This window comes from Oceaniferula spumae (genome assembly GCF_042849255.1).
GTDB lineage: Bacteria > Verrucomicrobiota > Verrucomicrobiia > Verrucomicrobiales > Akkermansiaceae > Oceaniferula > Oceaniferula spumae.
Genome location: NZ_AP026866.1, coordinates 4,286,749 through 4,305,345, shown reverse-complemented (window position 1 = coordinate 4,305,345; position 18,597 = coordinate 4,286,749). Strand labels below are relative to the sequence as shown.

Genomic DNA, 18,597 nt, shown 5'->3' with positions numbered 1-18,597 from the left:
TCGGTTCAGTCGATGCGGTCACGATCAATTATTTCTCGGACTAACTGCCAATTTGTGGTGCAATGCGGCTCATACCTTGATGGCTCAAGAAACATGGATCAATCCCGATCAAGCGCGATCCGCCCTGCAAGACGGAACGGGCGAAGGCATCCGCATTGCCATTCTTGATTCTGGCGTGGAAACAGGCCACCCGGCCCTTGCTAGTCTGACTTTGTCCGATGACCTCGTGATCCAATCGCGGGGAGGAAAAATCGAAGCCGTCGATGGATGCGGAGAAGATGTCTTCGGCCACGGTTCGGCGGTGGCAGGTATTATTCATCGACTCGCACCGCAGGCTGAAATTGGATCGTTCAGGGTATTAGGCCATTTCAAAGAGTCTCGTGCCGCCGTTATCCGCGAGGGAGTCAGAGCAGCTGCACTACGCGGCTACGACATTATCCAATGCAGTTTTGGAGCCCCTGCCAGAGCTCAGGATGCGGCTGTATACAAAGGCTGGCTGGACGCGCTCTATCTGCGCGCCATCCATGTGGTCGCAGCCGGTAGTAACACCGGTTTCCACACCGCCGAGTGGCCGGCCCATTTTCCAACCGTCATCGCAGTCGGTGCTGATCCGGATGATGGCGACGACCTACAAAGCAGGTCAGGCAGCTTGGTCGAATTTGCTATCAGGGGTCGTGAATCCTCCGCCGCTTGGATCGGCGGAGAGAACAAGGAAGTCTTCGGCAGCAGCTTCGCCGCCCCCCGTGTGACAGCGATGCTGGCACGCATTCTCTCCGTGTTTCCCGGCATCCATCCATTGCATGCGAAGTCCCTGTTGCGCCAAATCGCAAAGTCGCCGACAGAATAGTTTTCCCTGCACTGTCTTACTGACAAAAAAACCATGTTCAAATGTGCTTCCATGTGTTTTTATCCCTGCAACGCATCCATCTACGTCCCTACCCATGGAACTTGATCTTACCGACTCACCCATCGATCTCAAACTCACCAATCCGCGTGAGTTAGAAGAAATCCTCGAAGACCCCTTTGCCATCCGCTTGCTCCCTGACGTTGACCGCGAAGACGGTGAGGCGCGTTATTACACTTTGGGACGCACGGTGCAGGACCGGCACCTCTTTATCGCATTCTGGACCGACGGAAAAATCGCCCGCATCTACGCTGCCCGCGAGATGACCGATTCCGAACTTCGCTTCTATCAACGCAGCTACGGCGAAATCAAGTAACACTCTCACTTTTCATACAATGAAAACTATCAGCAACTGGGAAGACATTCCGGCTTTCGAAGAAGAATCTGACGAAGCTCAATTTTGGCTCGAACACGAACTCGACGCCAAACTTCTCGCCAGCTCCGTGCATCAGCCCGATTCCCGTGAATCCACCACCATCACACTGAGATTTGACCCACGCATGCTGTCGCGCATCAAGCGCTTGGCTCGTTCGCGGTTCCTCAACTACCAGTCGATGATGAAACAATGGCTCGCCGAGCGCATTGAGGAAGAGCAGAGAAACCTGCCCGAATAAGGTTTTTAAGGCACCAACAGTGGAAACACGATAATTTTCCAGTCGAGCCACTCATCCCGTCTTGACGGATGCCCCAGAGCCTCGTAAATCCCTCCTGCCTGTCCGTGCATCCTCACGGATTTTTCCGGCTCCCATTTTTAAAGCGCCCGTAGCTCAGTTGGATAGAGCAACTGACTTCTAATCAGTAGGTCACAGGTTCGAATCCTGTCGGGCGTGCTTTTTTCTATCCAGATGTGATCCTTTGCTTGTGATCACTTGCCGCCGTGTCAGGCACACCAGTGGGTAAGGATCATGTTTTACTCCATCTTGTGGAGTCTTTGAGGTGAAATACAGAGTTCATCTTATACACATTTAACTTCACGGGCTAAGGTGACACATCTCTTGTTCAGCTTGTGAATAAGTGATCCCGCTGAACGAACACCGACGTATTCACAGCTTATAAAGATGTTATAATGATTGAATTTTCAGGTTTTAACTAGCCAATTGTGGAGCTTAGTTGCTCTGTGAATAAAACTTATCAACAGGTTCTTAACAAGATATTCACATGGCGCGCTGTGACTTGTTTTTCTGCCAGTCCAAGACTTATCAACAAACTGACTTATTCACACCATTTCACCACTTACCCAGATTGACCTTTTCCGGGAATGTTCTACAACGAGGCTTGTCCATGGCCACTGATACTCAATCCACAAAATCTCCCATGAAAGGCGGCCCTGCCTTACAGAAAGCTCCTGCCGCTGCAGACCATAGCTCCGCCGAGCGGGCACTGCCTCACGCGATCGGGCCAGAGAAGAGTATCCTGTCATCGATGTTCCAGGATCCTCAAGAATATGTGGCTGCTGCGGTGGAAAACAAACTCACCGATCAGCATTTCTATCATCCTGCGCACGGTGCGTTATTTAAGATCCTGCTAGAATTCTTTGAGCAAAACATGCCTATCGAACTGGTGTCACTGACCCAGACACTGATGGATCGGAGCCTGCTGCCCTCGGTGGGTGGACCTGCCGCCATCACCGAGATTTATACCTACGCACCTACCCACGCGCATTTCATGCACCACCTTGACATTGTTAAGGACAAATATGTGCTGCGCTCGGTGATCAGCCAGTGCACCGAAGCCATCACCCGTGCTTATGATGAACAGGAAGAAGTGGAGGCCTTGTTAGACAACGTCGAGCAGCAGGTCTTGGCGATCCGTGAAGGAGCTGAAAAGAACACAGAAATCACTGTGGAAAAATCCGTAGAGGTCGTGCTCGATCAACTTCAGGATTTTCTGGCCGGAAAAAGCCAAGGCAATGGAATCACCACCGGCTACCCAGACATCGATAAAATGTCGAGCGGACTCAAGGCTGGTGAGATGTTCATCGTTGCGGCTCGTCCGTCGATGGGTAAGACCTCGTTCGCGATGAACTTGGTAGAGCACATGTGTCTCGATCAAGGTCTCCCCTCGATGGTTTTCTCTTTGGAGATGAGTGCCAACCAGCTGGTCGAACGTCTGCTTTACGCCCGCTCCCGCTTTGCCAAATCCAGCCTGATGAAAGGTTACAAGCCGGTGAAGGCGGATCTTTTGCGAATCAAAAAAGCCGCTGAGGAAATCAAGAACTGCAAGCTCTACATCGATGACACTCCATCGATCAGTATTAACGAACTTCGTGCCAAGGCTCGCAGGAAAAAGAAGGAGGGCGACATCAGGGTCATCGCGATCGATTACCTCCAGCTAATGCGATCAAACTCGAAACAAGCTCAGAACTCCCGCGAGCGTGAGGTGGCCGAAATTTCCGCCGGCCTCAAGGCTCTGGCCAAGGAGTTGGAAATTCCCATCATCGTGCTCGCCCAGCTTAACCGTGGTCCGGAAAGCCGGGTCGGTAGTAGCGGTGGTGGCGGTAAACCTCGGATGTCCGACCTCCGTGAATCAGGCTCCATCGAGCAGGACGCCGATATGGTAGGACTGCTCTACCGGTCCGCTTACTATGCCGATAACCAAGAGGATCGTGACGAGGAAGATGGCAAAGCTCAGCTGGTCATCGCCAAGAACCGTAATGGTCCTACCGGTGATGTGCCGCTGACCTTCATCAAGGAAATCATGCGTTTCGAGTCTCGTGCTTGGGGCGATGACGAGGAATAAAATCGGTAACCGTTCCTCTTCCACCCTCTAGCGAATGAGCGACCTGCGATATCCGCTGGGGCTCACTTTCATTTCACGTTTGAAGGCTCGACTGAAAACTACAGGATCCGGATAGCCCAGTTTATCCCCAACGGCAGCGATGGTGTATGAGGGATCGGCTAACAATTTGCAGGCCGATGAAATTTTCACCTGACTGATAAATTTGCCCGGGCTGCAGTCGAAGTGCTTTTTGAAATGCCGCTCCAGACTGCTTATTGAAAGTCCGCAAATGTTCGCCAGCTGATCTACACCGATCCCCTCGCTTAGATTTTCGTAGATGTAATCAACCGCCTTGCCCACGGACGCCATCGGTCCACTCACACTGATGTGCTGGTGCGCTAATGACGGGCGTGAGATTCCTGCGATTCCGATGACTGTCTGTTTTGTATTATAGAGTGGAATTTTACTGGTGATATACCAGCGCACAATTCCTGGTCGATAAGTGACTAACTCTGCCTTTTCCAGAATCGGATCCCCGGACTCACAGATATCGGCATCATCCTTCATGTAGCTTCTGGCAAGCTCCGTGCCGAAAAGCTCGGCATCATTTTTTCCCAGGATTTCTTCAGAATCACGCTGCAAGGTCTCGGCAAAAGCCCTGTTCACATAGATATAGACTCCGTTGATATCCTTAATGCAGGTGATGATCTCAGGTAGCATGTCCATCAGGATCGTGGATATCTGACCTGGTTTCATTTGTGCCAGAAAAGTGTCCAGCGAGTTTGATGATTGCATGGTGGGCATCTTGTGGCATGAATTGCTGTCGACCTTGAAAAACGAGTGTCGTCTCAACGTATGAAAATGATGGAAATAGTCAATTTTTTGACGAAAATGACCTATTCATAAACCCGAACGACCACGTATAGTCCCTCTACCACTCAACCGAATCCATTTATGAAATCCAGACTAACTCGACTTTTCCACCCCACACTCTGGGGAAAATTAACAGCGCTCATCCTGACGGTATTTGTCATCTCAGCCGCTACGGCAGACGCTAAGAAAAAGATCCTTTTCCTCGCAGGAAACCCCAGCCACGGCAACGGTGAACACGAGTTCCGCGCGGGCTGCATGCTACTCGCCAAGGCGCTCAACGAGAGTGGACTCGATGTCGAAGCCAAGGTGCACTTTTACGGTTGGCCAAAAGATGAATCCATCTTCGACGGTGTAGACGCCTGTATCGTTTACGCGGATGCCGGTGGTAAGTTTGGAAATAAATACGAGTTCCTCGATAAAAAAGTCAAAGAAGGCATGGGCATCATGTTCATGCACTACGGCGTGCACCCATCCAAAGCGGTGGGACAGAAATATTTCACCCCGTGGATCGGCGGCTACATGGAAACAGGCTGGTCGGTAAATCCGCACTGGATCGCAGACATGACTCCTAAGTCTGGTCACCCTGTGGGCAATGGTATCAAAGCCAAGGTCACCGCCTACGATGAATTTTACTGGAACATGCGCTTCCCTTCCAAGCAGGAATGCGACTGTTGCCACGCGCTGGCCACAGCCACACCGACTCCTGAAAAAATTGTCCGTTACATCAATCTCTGGAATGAGCACGGCGAAGCGACGATGGGTAAAGAACAGGCTCTGATGTGGTGCCGTGATCCGGAAACAGGTGCGCGCGGAGTTGGATTTGTTGGTGGGCACTATCACCGTAACTGGGCAATCGATGATTTCCGTCAGCTGGTTCTCAACGCCATCGTCTGGCTGGCTCGTGGTGATGTTCCTAAGGACGGCGTTCCTTCCAAACCCATCACACAGGAGCAACTCAATGAGAACCTCGACCGCCCTGTCCCAGGCAAGCCGGTTCTGCTCCCTACCGAAGCTCTGCTCAAGCAGAAGCCGATGCAAATGCCCTCACCTAAGAAAAAAGGGAAAAAGAAAGAGCCCAAGAAAAAGGCCGCTAAGAAAAATCAGGCGTCTCAAAAAACATCTAGCTCGGCATCAAGCATCCTTGCACAAAGCCCCCAGATCAAAGCCAGCGACAGCACACGCATCCAAACCATCAGTGCAGAGATCGAAGGTCTTGAACAAATTGAACTGATCGTCGACGACCTCGGCGACGTGAGCCATGACTGGGCGAACTGGATCAATCCCGTGTTCGTCAATGCCTCGGGCAAATCAATTCCGTTAGAAGCCAAACACGTCGTATCATCCAAGCAAGGATGGAAAAAACTCCAGTTTGGCAAAGATGTAGAAGGCGGTGAACTGATCGTCGGAGGCAAAACATACAAACAAGGTCTCGGCACTCATGCCAAGTCCTCCATTGTCGTCAAACCACCCCAAGGTGCGGTCAAGTTTACCGCACTTGTCGGTCTCGACGATGGCGGCGCCATTCGCGAAGAGAAACCAACTCCTGCAGCCGTTCAGTTCTTAGTGAAAAAACCACGTGATCCGAATGCACCATGGGAACCTAACGAAGCTGTGCGCAATGTGGATCTTGAGTATTTCAAAGTCCCCGAAGGCCTCGAAGTCACACGCTGGGCAACATCCCCGCTTCTCTACAATCCTACGAATATCGATATCGACTCCAAAGGCCGCATCTGGGCTGCCGAAGGTGTCAACTACCGCCGACACAAAGGTCGTCGCCCCGGTGGTGACCGCATCGTGGTCATTGAAGACAGCGATGGCGATGGCGTGGCCGACAAGTCCCATACCTTTGTTCAAGAGAAAGATCTCGTCGCACCACTCGGCGTGGCTGTTTTCGATAACGTTGTCGTAGTCGCCCAACCACCGCACATGCTGGTTTACACCGATGTGAACCGCGACCTCAAGTTCGATCCCAGTGTCGACAAGCGCGAAGTCCTGTTGACTGGATTCAATGCCAGAAACCACGATCACTCGCTGCACTCCATGACCGCCGGACCTGACGGAAAATGGTATTTCAACAATGGTAACTGCGGTGCCATCTTTACCGATAAATCTGGTAAGACCTTCCGCATGGGAGGCACTTATAAAGGCGGCGGGGGCGACTGGTTTGTCGACAACCGCAAAGTCTCAGGTCAGAAAAGTGACGATGGCTTTATCTGGACATCAGGCTTCTCTGTTCGAATGAATCCTGACGGAACCAATGCCGAGATCATCGGTCACGGTTACCGCAACTCCTACGAACACGCCACCACCTCACTCGGTGACCTGTTCCAGAATGACAACGATGACCCGCCAGCGTGTCGCGTTTCCTATGTGTTGCCATACAGCTCTGCTGGATACTTCAACCGCTACGGAACTCGTAGCTGGCGTCAGGACATGCGCCCAGGCCAGGACCACGGCCGCGCTCACTGGCGTCAGGATGACCCAGGCACATTCGATGCCGGTGACATCTACGGCGGCGGCTCACCCACCGGTGTTGTCTTCTACGAAAATGGAGCGCTCGGTGAAAAGTGGGACGGCTTGCTGCTCTCGGCTGAGGCGGGTAAAAACGTCATCTTTGGCTACCAGCCAGAACCTAACGGTGCCACTTTCAAACTCGACCGCCACGACTTCTGCACCACCAATCCGGAAGGCCAGTTCGCTGGTTCTGACTTCATCATCCGCAATCAAAAGAAAGAGCGTCATGCGAACTGGAAGGGCAAGGAGTCCCCTACCCAATTCCGTCCGTCCGACGTGGCAGTAGGCCCTGATGGTGCGATTTACATCTCAGACTGGTTCGATGGTCGTGTCGGTGGTCACGGAGACCTCGATGACTCCTGCTCAGGAGCCATCTACCGCATCGCACCAAAAGGTTTCAAACCTAGCATCCCCGCGATGGACTTCAACACCACCGAGGGACAAATCACTGCGCTTTCGAGCCCCGCGATCAACGTTCGCTATTCCGGATTCAAAGGCCTCGCAGCCGGTGGTGCCAAATCACTCAGTGCCGTTGAGAAACTACTCAGCCATCCTAACAAGTGGGTCGCAGCCCGCGCCATCTGGCTCCTGCCACACCTTGGCGATGAAGGACTCAAGAAATGTGTCAGCATGCTCGATGACAAGAACCCTGAGATCCGTCTGACAGCCTTCCGCGCTCTGCAGCGTGCCGATAAGGACTTCCTTCCCTACGCCAAGAAACTGGCCAGTGATGAGTCCCGTGCCGTCCGCCGTGATGTTGCGCTTTCCATGCGTGGCCTCCCAGCAGCCAAGTCCGCTGAAATCCTGACCGCCGTGGCCAAGAGTTACGAAGAGAAGGACTACGATGGCAACGATAAGAACTACATCGAATCTATCGGTCTAGGTGCAGAGAACCAGGAGAACGAAGTTTGGCTCGCGATGAAAAAAGAGCTCGGATCAGCCAACCCAGAGGACTGGTCGGACAGCTTCGCCCGCATCACATGGCGTCTCTGGCCGTCAGCCGCTGTAGCCGACCTCAAAGCCCGCGCGATGAGTAAGAAACTCAGTCACAAGCAGAAAGTGTTTGCCGTTGAGTCCCTGGCCTTCATCAACGACAAATCATCCGCCAACGCCATGTTGGATCTGGCAGCGAAGTCGCCCGTTCAAGCAGAGGCGGGCTACTGGTTGTTCAGACTCGGTACTGGCATCTGGAAACAATACAATCTCATGCCCGAACTCAAGAAACGCGGCATCTACGATCCAGCTAAAATCGTTGTCAATCCAGTGTCCGCACCAGCCCCCGAAGGCAAACCGTCGTTCTCTGCGAAAGATGTGTTAGCCCTCAAAGGTGATGCTGATAAAGGCAAAGCCACACTGATGCGCTGTGTCATGTGTCACCAAGTCGATGGCAACGGAGCCAACTACGGACCGTTCCTCCAAGGTTGGGGCCAGACGCAAACCAAGGACGCGATCGCCCTCAGCATCGTCGACCCAAGTGCTGACATCGCCCACGGCTTTGGCGGATACACCGTGCAACTCAAGGATGGCAAAGAAGTGCAAGGGCTCGTCATCAGTAATGCTGACCCAGTCATCGTCAAGTCGACTGGTGGACTTACCCAGATGATCCCACGCAACAGAGTCAAATCTATTAAGCCCATGAAGCACTCCCTCATGCTCTCAGCCGATCAACTAGGTCTGAAAGCACAAGATGTGGCAGATATCGTGGAGTATCTCAAAGGGTGGAAGTAATAACAGAATTTGCATACTAACCGTAGCGAAGACTTAGCTGTCTTCGTACGGTTGGGAATCTATCACCCGAACACCGGCGAAGGATGAAAATCCTTCGCCGCTTATTTTATACCGTTCACACCTCCAGTTCGGAACTCAGCAATGACTAGTGTCTTTCTTTCTAGAATCTAGCTGAAATCTGGCATATCATCCCCATATACCTGCAACGTGCAGGACAAGCACATGTTTACCTTAGTTCCGGCTCATCCCATTCATACCACATCATGGCACTTCTGATATTTTACGTGCTGCTGGCACTGGGGGTCTCGTTCATTTGCTCAGTGCTGGAGGCAGTCCTGCTTTCCGTCACGCCCGGTTTCATCGAACATGAAATCTCGAGAGACAAGGCCTACGCCCATACACTGGCCAAAATGAAGGCTGATGTGGACCGGCCTCTCTCCGCGATTCTGACACTGAACACAATCGCACACACCATGGGTGCGGCAGGGGCGGGTGCCCAATGGAACGTGCTTCATAACAATACTGGCGAGGCGCTTTTTGCCGGCGTGCTTACCCTTTTGATACTTGTCGCTTCCGAAATCATCCCCAAAACGCTCGGTGCCAAATTCTGGCGCCCCCTCTCAAGACCATCCACCCACTTTCTACGTGTGATGATCTTCGTGCTGACATGGGTGGGTGTGCTACCGATTCTGCGCCTGATCACTCGCTTCCTCGGCGGGCAGACCTCCGGCCACGCTGTCAGCCGCGCAGAGCTGATCGCGATGGCAGAAATCAGCTCTCGCTCCGGCCAGCTTGAAGATGAGGAAAGCGAAATCCTCAGAAACCTGTTTCTTTTCAGATCATCGAAGGTGCGAGACATCATGACGCCGCGCATTGTCGTTTACGCGGTATCTGAGGAATTGACGGTGCAAGAATTCTTGGACGAAGCTCTAGCCAAACCGTTCTCGCGTATTCCTGTGTTTAGGAAAAATCGCGATGAAATCATTGGTTTTATACTAAAAAGCGATGTTATGGCCGCCCAACTTACCGGTGGTGATGGTGACGCAAGTATCAGCGGGTTTATCCGAGAAATTAAATTGGTTCCTGAATTCTCATCCGTCTATCAGGTGTTCCAACAGCTTACTCAGAACAATCAGCACCTCATGCTGGTCGTTGATGAGTTTGGCGGCATGGAGGGCGTAGTGACCATCGAAGACGTGGTCGAAACCTTACTGGGCCTCGAAATTGTCGATGAATTGGACAGGAATGAGGACATGCAGAAACTAGCACGCAAGCTCTGGAAACAACGTGCTAGCAAAATGGGGATCCCTGTCGATCAAGTCGAGCCAGCGGAGCTACAGCCCGATGCAGCTAAAACCACACAGGAGCAAGCTGATCACTGATGGCTGCCGGTCATCAGTTGAAACGTTACATCCGAACTAAATGATTAATCGCTGGCTCCCCGCCTGTTAGCCCATTACACAGGCTACAGACAAGGATGCCAGCGATCATTTGCTTGTTTGGTGTTAGACAGGATAGCTGTGTCGGACCAGCTTTTGAAATCGATACCTGCTAGAACGTCAGTTTTGCACCCATGATGCAGTTGAAGCCGGGTTCATTCTGACCAGAACCGTGAATCCGGTAGTCCTCATCAGTGAGGTTTTCTAACCCAATGTTGAGCTGCAGATTATCCGTAGCTTGCCAACCTGCGTAGAGGGAACCGATCACGTATGAAGGAGTTCCCCCAGTAGGAATGCGCTGGGTATCGCCCTGATCACCTTGTGAGAGGTGGTCGGCTTCCGATGCAGCCGTGACTCGGCCTTCGATCCAGAATTTCTCGCTAGGTGCAGTCCAGCGCAGGGAAACCGATCCCATCAGAGGAGCAATGCGAGAGATATAATCTTCATTTCCAGGTCCGCCGATAAACGTTAGAGTATCCGACTGACCGTCCTGCCAGGATGCCTGTGCTGATAGACGCCATTGAGGGGCAAACTCCCAGCTACCGTCGACCTCGATTCCGTAAACTTCACCATCCTGACCGTTAGTCGTGACATTGGTGCTGCTACCATCGGTGATAGGCACGCCGGTAATGATGCTATCGATGTCCGTGTAGTAAACAGCAGCGCCGAAGCTAACAGTATTGCCAACGAAGCGGGTTCCTATTTCGTAAGTGATAAACTCCTCTGGCTCGACATCCAGCGAACCCAGCGAGGTCAGACCTGAACGAGAGGTTGTGTTACCACTGAGGTCATTGAGGTTAGGCGCACGGAACCCTTGGGAAACTCCAGCGAAAATATTCCAGCAATCGTTGGCACGGTAAAGAGCACGGCCGCTGAATACGATGTTATCCCAGTCGGCGTCCGAACTGATATCTCTATCAAGACTGGAGTCATAGATTTTACCTAAGTGCGCATCGGCATAAGTATATCGAGCACCCAATGTCAGTTCCAGTTTATCAGAGGCCAATGGCTGCCAACGATACTGCCCGTAGAGACCTAACAAATCGTAGGTAGCATCATCGGCCAGTGGACGCTGTGCGCGAGGATCGCGATTGGTGCGAGAGCCTGTGGAATCGACTTCATCATGATAGAAATCGAAACCGTAAACGAGGGAACCCGGTCCAAGGTCAGACTCCAAGTTGACCGCCAAGCCCCACGTACGAAGATCAATATTGCTATTCCGAATATCCGTGGGTGAGCGGTCTTGGTATTCGGAGTCTTGTGAAGTCTGATAGGACAAAGTAGCCGACCATTTTTTAAGCCAGCTATCAGTCTCTTCACCTTCAAGTTTCAGGTAGGAAAGCGTGCGTTCTTGGTCGTAGATACGTGCATTGAAGCTACCGGGCGAAGCCACATGGTCTCCGTGTGTCCAGCCGGGGTTAAACACAGTAGAGTGCCAGCGCCAAACATCATCCTGATCGATCCGATGATGCGCCAGGGTGAGTGTGGTGGTATCTGAAAGGGCGAAATCCAAGCGGAAATCAAAGTCCTGCTCGTCATAGCCCGTGTTTTTCATACGGCCCACAGCGGAATCTTTGATGTCCCCAAAATCCTTCAATGACGCCCCTAACAGGATACCCCATTTTCCACCCATGCCAAATGCACTTTCGAGTCGACCGATATTGCTTCGGCTGTTGGTATCATAGCGATAGAAAATGGAGTTCTCATTAAACCAACCGTCTGATTGGTCACGGAAGTTCGATGATTTGGTGATCGTGTTTAACGTTCCCCCGATGGCATCTGATCCATACAGCACGGATCCAGGCCCTTTCACCAACTCCAGACGCTCGATGGCACTACTATCGACTGTATTCCAGTACTGCACAGGCCCGCCGCGGAAAGTGGAATTATTAATTCTAACACCGTCTACCAGCAACAGATTTTGTCGACCTGTAAAACCACGGATGTAGGGAGAACCATGACCGTAGGATGTCTTCTGGATGAAAACACCGGGCACATTGCGCAGTGCTTCAGGAAGCGTTCGAACTGAATGATTGATGAGATCATCTTCTCCGAGAATCGACACACTGTAAGGAGTGTCCTTGAGTGGCTCCTCGGTTTTACTGGCGGAAATGACGGTCTCCGGCAGTTCCTCGGCGGTGAGGGCCGACAGCCCTCCTAACATGACTAACAAGCAGGCTGGATACCTCCTCGATTGACGTGATTTGTTTTTTGCTATTTTTGAAATAACCATGGCTGATTTATTTTCAATAAGTGCCTAATTAAGCAAAGCCATAAGGCATTTTTTGTCCAAAACCCTTATTTTGGATAGGTTTTGTCCATAAATCATGTATAAAAAGTGTTCATGACCGCATTAGAGGCTGATCGATACCCATACAGTCGGGGCGGGCTTTTTCGTCGGCTGATTTTCCCTTTAGTGATTCTCACACTCATCACTGTTTTTTTTTCTCTCTATAACGCTCGTCAGGTTGAAAAAGAACACCATCGAAACCGTCTGAAATCCATTGGTTCATCCAATGCACAACTCTTTCAAAGAATCTCTCTCCCGCGCACTGGGCGCCTCGCCAAAGATCTCTCCACGACAACGGGAGTCACCATCCTTTTCTCTCATTCACGGAGTGGACTCACATCCTCCATCCCTCTGAACGAATCACAACAAAAACTCGCCTTTGAAACACTTGAGACACCTGGGCAAGCGCTAGAGGACGATGGTTATCAAGCTGTAGCATTCACTATTTCCGACTCTCCTCAAGAGGCCATCATCGCACTCGAATCGATTCCGCGCTGGAGCCTCTTTGAAACATCCAATCTGACTCCTACTTTATTAAGCAGTCTGGTTTTCGCTCTCGGTGCAGCATTTATCATCTCGCGCAGTGCTGTAAACCCCTTGGAAAAACTCGTAAAAGCAATCCGGAACACCCCGGGTGACGAAGCCCTCACTCTCCCTTCCTCTCTCCTCGAACAACGAGATGAAATTGGCATCCTCACTCGCGAACTTGTCTCAAGCCGCCAACGACTCATCGATGAACAACAAAAACGCGAACGTGCTGAACGCCTTGCCATGCTTGGTCAGCTCACTACTTCGTTGGCACACGAAATAAAAAACCCGGCCGCCAGTATCATCATGCACGGTCAGGCGCTCGAACAACAACATGACAATCCCATCGGCTCGCTCATTCAAGAGGAGGGCGAACAAATTGTCTCTCTTGTCGATCAATGGCTCTTTGTTGCCAAACCTGAGGGGACACAACATAGCAGCAATGATCTCGTCGCTATTCTCGAGCAGCTCCTGAAAAAACTCCAGCCGCTCTTTGACTTCCACGCGGTCAGCGTCATCACGAACTTCCCCGACGAACTCTTTTTCCAGTGCGATGCCCATCGCATAGAGCTCGTCTTCCGCAACCTACTATCTAACAGCATTCATGCCATGCCTGAAGGAGGCCGGATCACTGTCACTCTAACTGAAAATCCGACCGATCTGACGTTCTCTGTTCACGATCAGGGATCGGGATTCAGCGATGAGGCACTCAGCCATTTTGGTGAAGCCTTCTACTCTGAACGTGAAGGAGGAATGGGGCTCGGACTCACTCTGGTCAAAGAGGTTGTCATGGCTCACGGCGGTGACGTAGAGGCACGAAATTCAGACCAAGGAGGAGCCCTTGTCACTGGACGAATTCCAAAACATGCCACCCCAACGACCTCTCTCTCATGAAGCAAAAATCTCTGCTGATTATCGAGGACAACCGTTCTCTCAGTATCGCGATCTCGGCACTCGCCGAGCGTTGCTATCTCCATCCCGTTGCGGTTCCTACTCTTGCCAGGGCGCGTCAGGCTCTCAGCCAACAAAATTCCGCCGGTGCCGCGGCATTCGATGTCGTCCTGCTGGACATCGGGCTACCCGACGGAAATGGTCTGGATCTACTCAAAAAACAAGAGATCCCTGCCGAGACTCACATTGCAGTGATTAGTGCTCACGGTGATATCGAAACGGCCATCGCTGCCCGTAAGTTAGGAGCCACTCACTTCTTCAACAAACCGATCAATTTTGAGTCTCTGGAAAAGTTCCTAACAGAATACAGTCAGGACAACACTTCTTCAAAATCCTCACGCCAAACACCCGCCGGCAAGCAAGATGAGATATCCACACCACCATTGATCGGCGCTTCTGCAAATATGCGCCCGGTGTTTCAGCACATAGCCCAAGCCTGCACCACCACTGACCCGGTCGTCCTGCGTGGTGAAATAGGAACGGGGAAAAGCCATGTTGCCAAGCTTATCCAAGCCAACACCACACCACACCAAAACTCAACTTTTATTGCCACAGCTCAAACCAAACCTGAAGACCTAACAACACATCTCATTCAAAATCCTAAATCCACACTACTGCTAAAAAATCTGACCCACTTATCCCCTCTCTGCCAACAACAGCTCTTGGTCATTCTTGATAACCTCCAAGATCAGGCACCGCGTCTGCTCGTCACCGTCGATGACGAAGGACTTCACCAGCACTCCCTTGCCAATCGTCTCCTCCCAGATCTTTACTATCGCCTGCAAGTTCTCGAAATCCGACTCCCTCCACTCAGGGAAAGGTCCGACGACATTCCCGCGCTAATCTCTTATTTCCTAGGCGAACTTGATTCCTCCCATACGCGCCAACTCTCTCCTGAGCTCATCACAACTCTTCAGCAGTATCCCTGGCCAGGCAATCTCCACGAGCTACGGAACTTGATCAGCTACCTACTCCTCACTCATACCGACTCTAAAGTCCTCTATCCCCACCACCTCCCTGCTCACTTTTTCAATCAACTCCCCCATGCGCCCAAAGACTCTTTGGATTCAGCCCTAACAAGCTGGGTATCGCAAAAACTTGATGCCTCTGAGCCTCAGCCCACCTACAAGGAACTTCACAACAAACTCGAAGGCATCCTATTGAACATTCTTATGGAACGCTTTGATCACAAGCCATCTCATCTGGCAAAAACACTTCAGATGAATCGATCGACACTAAGAAAAAAATTAAGTGGCATCGACTAAGGTCAACGGCAACCAACTCACCGTCTTAGGATAAGCTCCGCAGTAAATCAAAAGTATAGATACCGGAGCTGTGGCCGTCTGCCCATTTGAGCTGGAGGGCATAGCCACCTACCTGGGTCAGGCTCAGTAGCTGGAAACTTCTCTCCGTATGAATCACGGAGGGTTTTACGACTCGGCCAAGAGCATCTGGTTCTCCCTGACATAAAGCGCAGGGACATTGCTGGCGGAGTTTTTCCAGCGTGATAAAGTTCTCACGGCCGTCACCCCATGAGAGCGCGAGTTCATTGCCGATGACAGCGTGGTTTGTTAGAGTAATGGAGGACATCCCAATTAGGAATTAAGAATTGTAAATCAGGAATTTGGAGAGTCTATGCATACCTTTTTCCAAAGATGGCGGAGCCGACTCGAACGATGGTTGAACCTTCTTCGATTGCCACTTCGTAGTCGCCGCTCATGCCCATGCTGAGACCGGGGAGAGACTGGCCACCTTGGGACTCCAGATGATCGCGGAGATTGCGTAACTGGGCAAACCATGGGCGCGCGTCCTCAGGCGTGGCTGCTACTGGAGGTATACACATCAGGCCTTGGATTTGAATACCTTGGAGTTCTAACAATTGTTCAAAATCCGCATGCAGTGATTCTAGATCATAGCCGTCTTTGCTCTGTTCCCCTGCCAAGTTCACTTGCAGGTAAACTTGGGGTTTGAGATCTAACTCGACGGCGATGTTCGAGGTATAACGAGCGAGTTTGAGAGAATCGATGCTGTGGATGGTGTCGAAAAGCGGCAGAGCCTTTCGCACTTTATTGCGTTGCAGGTGACCGATCAGATGCCAGTGGAGATGACTTGGTAGAGATGGGATTTTTCCCTCAGCCTCCTGTACCTTGTTTTCCCCGAAGCTCAATTGTCCGGCAGCGGCAACTTGGGCGACATTTTCGGCCGGCCAAGTTTTGGAAACAACGAGCAACTCACAGTCGGATGCACTGCGACCCGACTTTTCGGCTGCTTGTTGTACCCGCTGTCTTACTTCCAACAGATTGTCGGCGATCACATCTGCCATCATGTCAGCGCAATTAGCCGTTGTTGTTCTGGAGAGCGCCGGCCATGCGGGCACGTTCGGTAACTTCAACCAAATCGGAGAGGATCTTGATGCCCTCACGTTTCACTGGGTCCAGTGAGCTTGGCCATTCCGGGGTATCATCGAGGTCGGCTACGCCGTCCTTGGCGTGACGCATGTAGCTCTCCTTGTCCTTGGCACGATCAATTTCCTCCAACTCCTCGCGTTTGATATCCTCGAGGTTGAGGCGGAAGAAACGCAGAGTTTTCTTATCCTTTTCAGCCATTTTTCCAAAGCGGATACGTCGTTCGGCATTCCGTTCGGTGGAGCGCTGATCGCTTTCTGCGAGTTCTTTTTTGCGCTCGGCTTTGTTCAACGAAATACGGTTTTCCTCACGGCGCTCGATCAGGCGCTTGGCATCTTCGGCGATGTATTTGAAATCACTGGATGATTTGACACGTGCTGCACTTTTCTCGCTGATCACAGGTAGGAAAAGGTTTCCTCTGTTCAACTCGCGGAAACCTGGAGCGCGGCGGATGTTGTCGTGAGGCATTGCGTGATCGAGGAATTTCTCCCCGATTTCGTAGGCGTCCATCAGCGAAGGAAGAACGATGTCAGACTCGACACCTTTGAGCTGGGTAGTGCTGCCGGCTACGCGGTAGAACTTCTGAATGGTAGGCTTAAGAACGCCTGCGCGGCGGGCATCGACCATGAAAGGCATCATCTTGCGGATTTCCATCGGCTGCTGAACAGTACCTTTGCCGAAGGTGGAGCTATCCCCTACGATGACGGCACGGTTGTAGTCCTGAAGAGCACCGGCGAGAATCTCACTGGCTGATGCACTCGTTTTATCGATGAGGCATACCATTGGGCCATCGTAAATGGGTTTGGGATTGGAAGAATCCTTCACCTCGATACGACCGAGGGTGTTCTTCACCTGCACCACTGGACCGCGACCGGTGAAGAAACCTGTCATCCGACGGACCTCTTCAAGCGAGCCGCCTCCGTTTCCGCGAAGGTCAAGAATCAGGCCTTCGATATTTTCCTTTTTCAAGCGGTCGACGAGTTTCTGAACATCGACCGAACAGCGGGTTTCCCAGCTTTTGAAATCGGCGTAGAATGCAGGGAGCGAAATCCAGCCCAAGCGATGCACGCTACCGTCTGGACGGGTCATGTGAATCACCTCGGCTTTGGCCAGCTCATCCTTGAGCTCGACTTTGCCACGTTTGATCACGATGAACTTGATCTCACCAGGAGCTGCGGCGGCGGGCTCGACTTTGAGGCGGACCTCTGTGCCCTCCTTGCCTCGGATCAGGTCAACCACGCGGTCGAGTTTTTCGAACATGATATCCACCATGGCTTCATCGGTTCCAACGTTGAGGGTATCGACACCTACGATGCGGTCGTTGAGTTTGAGTTCTCCCCCTTTGTCAGCTGGGCCACCGACTACGATGCCTGTGATCTTGGTGGCACCATCGTCTTCGGCCTGAAGCATGGCTCCGATACCGACCAAGGCATTTTGCATGCCGGACATGAAGCGTTCCATTTCAGACATGCTGAAATAGTCAGTGTGAGGATCATAGCTCTTGGCCACGGCACTCAGAAAGCTGTCTGCGACTTCCTCGGGTGTGGAGGAGTTAATACCGTGCAAGATTCGTTCGAAACGCAGAGCGATTTTTTCACCGGGAGTGTTCTTATCGTTCAGCGGATCATCCTTGCCTTGTTTTTTCGCAAGCTCGGCGATGGTCTCGCGGCGTAGCACTTCACTGAGAAGTGCCTGCTCCACTTGATCACGCCAGATTTGGTTGGCCTCTTCCTCGGTGGCGGGCCACAGGGCTTCCTTACGGTCGCGCATGATGGTGCGATGGCCGTCGAACGTGAATTGGTCCTCATTTTTCAACAACTCCTGGGCAAATTTAATGCGGGCGTTGGCTCGCACACGATAGAGTGCGTGGATTTCGCTCGCGGCCTCCATGGATTTCCCTTCGAGGAGCAGTTGGTGCATATTTTTGCCATACTTGAGACGGAATTTGGCGATATCGTCAGCGAGGAAGAACTGCTTACTCGCATCCAGAGAATCAATGTAGGAATCAAAAAAACGTTCCCCCAGCTTGGCATCAAAGTCATAACGCTCGTAGTGGCTATTTCTGAGCATGATGAGCATCTGCTTACCGACCTCGTTGAAATCGGTTTTCGCCCCGACACAGGAAACACTGGTCAGGCTGAGCAATAAGCCACAGGAGAGAACTTTGAGAAGGGAATGTTTCTTCATAAATATGCGTTCGGTATTATACGATCTGAATCAATCAGAACGTGCCGCAGCCTCGCCCCT

At 51.8% G+C, this 18,597-nt stretch carries 13 protein-coding genes and 1 tRNA gene; 9 read left to right on the top strand and 5 right to left on the bottom strand.

What is annotated here, in order from left to right; all coding sequences use genetic code 11:
• Positions 1 to 79 precede the first annotated feature (79 nt).
• The 5 genes from ACSPJT_RS18330 (at position 80) to dnaB (ending at position 3,643) form a co-directional block, all read left to right on the top strand.
• Complete coding sequence (locus ACSPJT_RS18330) at positions 80 to 847, top strand: S8 family serine peptidase (RefSeq protein WP_435894014.1); 768 nt, start codon at positions 80 to 82, stop codon at positions 845 to 847.
• Positions 848 to 941: 94 nt separating this feature from the next.
• A complete protein-coding gene (locus ACSPJT_RS18325; protein WP_435894013.1) occupies positions 942 to 1,220 on the top strand; it encodes a BrnT family toxin in 279 nt (92 codons plus the stop codon).
• Positions 1,221 to 1,239: 19 nt separating this feature from the next.
• Positions 1,240 to 1,518 carry a CopG family antitoxin gene (locus ACSPJT_RS18320; protein WP_435894012.1) on the top strand — a complete coding sequence of 93 codons (279 nt, stop codon included), beginning with the start codon at positions 1,240 to 1,242 and terminating at the stop codon, positions 1,516 to 1,518.
• Between the two features lie 142 nt (positions 1,519 to 1,660).
• Positions 1,661 to 1,734: transfer RNA gene (locus tag ACSPJT_RS18315), tRNA-Arg, on the top strand.
• A gap of 451 nt (positions 1,735 to 2,185) precedes the next feature.
• Positions 2,186 to 3,643: a replicative DNA helicase gene (gene dnaB / locus ACSPJT_RS18310; RefSeq protein ID WP_435894011.1), complete on the top strand. Its 1,458-nt coding sequence runs from the start codon at positions 2,186 to 2,188 to the stop codon at positions 3,641 to 3,643.
• 27 nt (positions 3,644 to 3,670) lie between these two features.
• Here the strand turns inward: dnaB and ACSPJT_RS18305 are convergent, their stop codons facing one another.
• Positions 3,671 to 4,417: a helix-turn-helix domain-containing protein gene (locus ACSPJT_RS18305; RefSeq protein ID WP_435894010.1), complete on the bottom strand. Its 747-nt coding sequence runs from the start codon at positions 4,415 to 4,417 to the stop codon at positions 3,671 to 3,673.
• A 159-nt stretch (positions 4,418 to 4,576) separates the two neighbouring features.
• Between ACSPJT_RS18305 and ACSPJT_RS18300 the strand changes: the two genes are divergently transcribed.
• Together ACSPJT_RS18300 and ACSPJT_RS18295 are read left to right on the top strand one after the other, a co-directional pair.
• Positions 4,577 to 8,737 carry a PVC-type heme-binding CxxCH protein gene (locus ACSPJT_RS18300; RefSeq protein WP_435894009.1) on the top strand — a complete coding sequence of 1,387 codons (4,161 nt, stop codon included), beginning with the start codon at positions 4,577 to 4,579 and terminating at the stop codon, positions 8,735 to 8,737.
• Positions 8,738 to 9,000: 263 nt separating this feature from the next.
• The gene (locus tag ACSPJT_RS18295; protein ID WP_435894008.1) at positions 9,001 to 10,119 is read left to right on the top strand and encodes a CNNM domain-containing protein; all 1,119 of its coding nucleotides are present in this window, start codon (positions 9,001 to 9,003) and stop codon (positions 10,117 to 10,119) included.
• Positions 10,120 to 10,288: 169 nt separating this feature from the next.
• On the opposite strand, the gene ACSPJT_RS18290 is transcribed toward ACSPJT_RS18295, so the two are convergent.
• Complete coding sequence (locus ACSPJT_RS18290) at positions 10,289 to 12,409, bottom strand: TonB-dependent receptor (RefSeq protein ID WP_435894007.1); 2,121 nt, start codon at positions 12,407 to 12,409, stop codon at positions 10,289 to 10,291.
• Positions 12,410 to 12,520: 111 nt separating this feature from the next.
• On the opposite strand from ACSPJT_RS18290, the gene ACSPJT_RS18285 reads away from it, so the two are divergent.
• Both ACSPJT_RS18285 and ACSPJT_RS18280 read left to right on the top strand, forming a co-directional pair.
• On the top strand, positions 12,521 to 13,888 hold the full coding sequence (locus ACSPJT_RS18285) for an ATP-binding protein (RefSeq protein WP_435894006.1): 1,368 nt from the start codon (positions 12,521 to 12,523) through the stop codon (positions 13,886 to 13,888).
• Positions 13,885 to 15,210 (top strand): sigma-54-dependent transcriptional regulator, encoded by a 1,326-nt coding sequence (locus ACSPJT_RS18280; protein WP_435894005.1) that lies wholly within the window; start codon positions 13,885 to 13,887, stop codon positions 15,208 to 15,210. Before ACSPJT_RS18285 ends, ACSPJT_RS18280 begins: the two co-directional genes overlap by 4 nt.
• A gap of 25 nt (positions 15,211 to 15,235) precedes the next feature.
• Here the strand turns inward: ACSPJT_RS18280 and ACSPJT_RS18275 are convergent, their stop codons facing one another.
• The 3 genes from ACSPJT_RS18275 to ACSPJT_RS18265 are packed head-to-tail and all read right to left on the bottom strand — an operon-like array spanning position 15,236 to position 18,537.
• On the bottom strand, positions 15,236 to 15,535 hold the full coding sequence (locus ACSPJT_RS18275; RefSeq protein WP_435894004.1) for a DUF971 domain-containing protein: 300 nt from the start codon (positions 15,533 to 15,535) through the stop codon (positions 15,236 to 15,238).
• A gap of 43 nt (positions 15,536 to 15,578) precedes the next feature.
• A complete protein-coding gene (locus ACSPJT_RS18270) occupies positions 15,579 to 16,271 on the bottom strand; it encodes a YggS family pyridoxal phosphate-dependent enzyme (RefSeq protein WP_435894003.1) in 693 nt (230 codons plus the stop codon).
• A 10-nt stretch (positions 16,272 to 16,281) separates the two neighbouring features.
• Positions 16,282 to 18,537, bottom strand: a complete 2,256-nt coding sequence (locus tag ACSPJT_RS18265) for a carboxy terminal-processing peptidase (protein ID WP_435894002.1) — start codon at positions 18,535 to 18,537, stop codon at positions 16,282 to 16,284.
• Between the last annotated feature and the right edge of the window lie 60 nt (positions 18,538 to 18,597).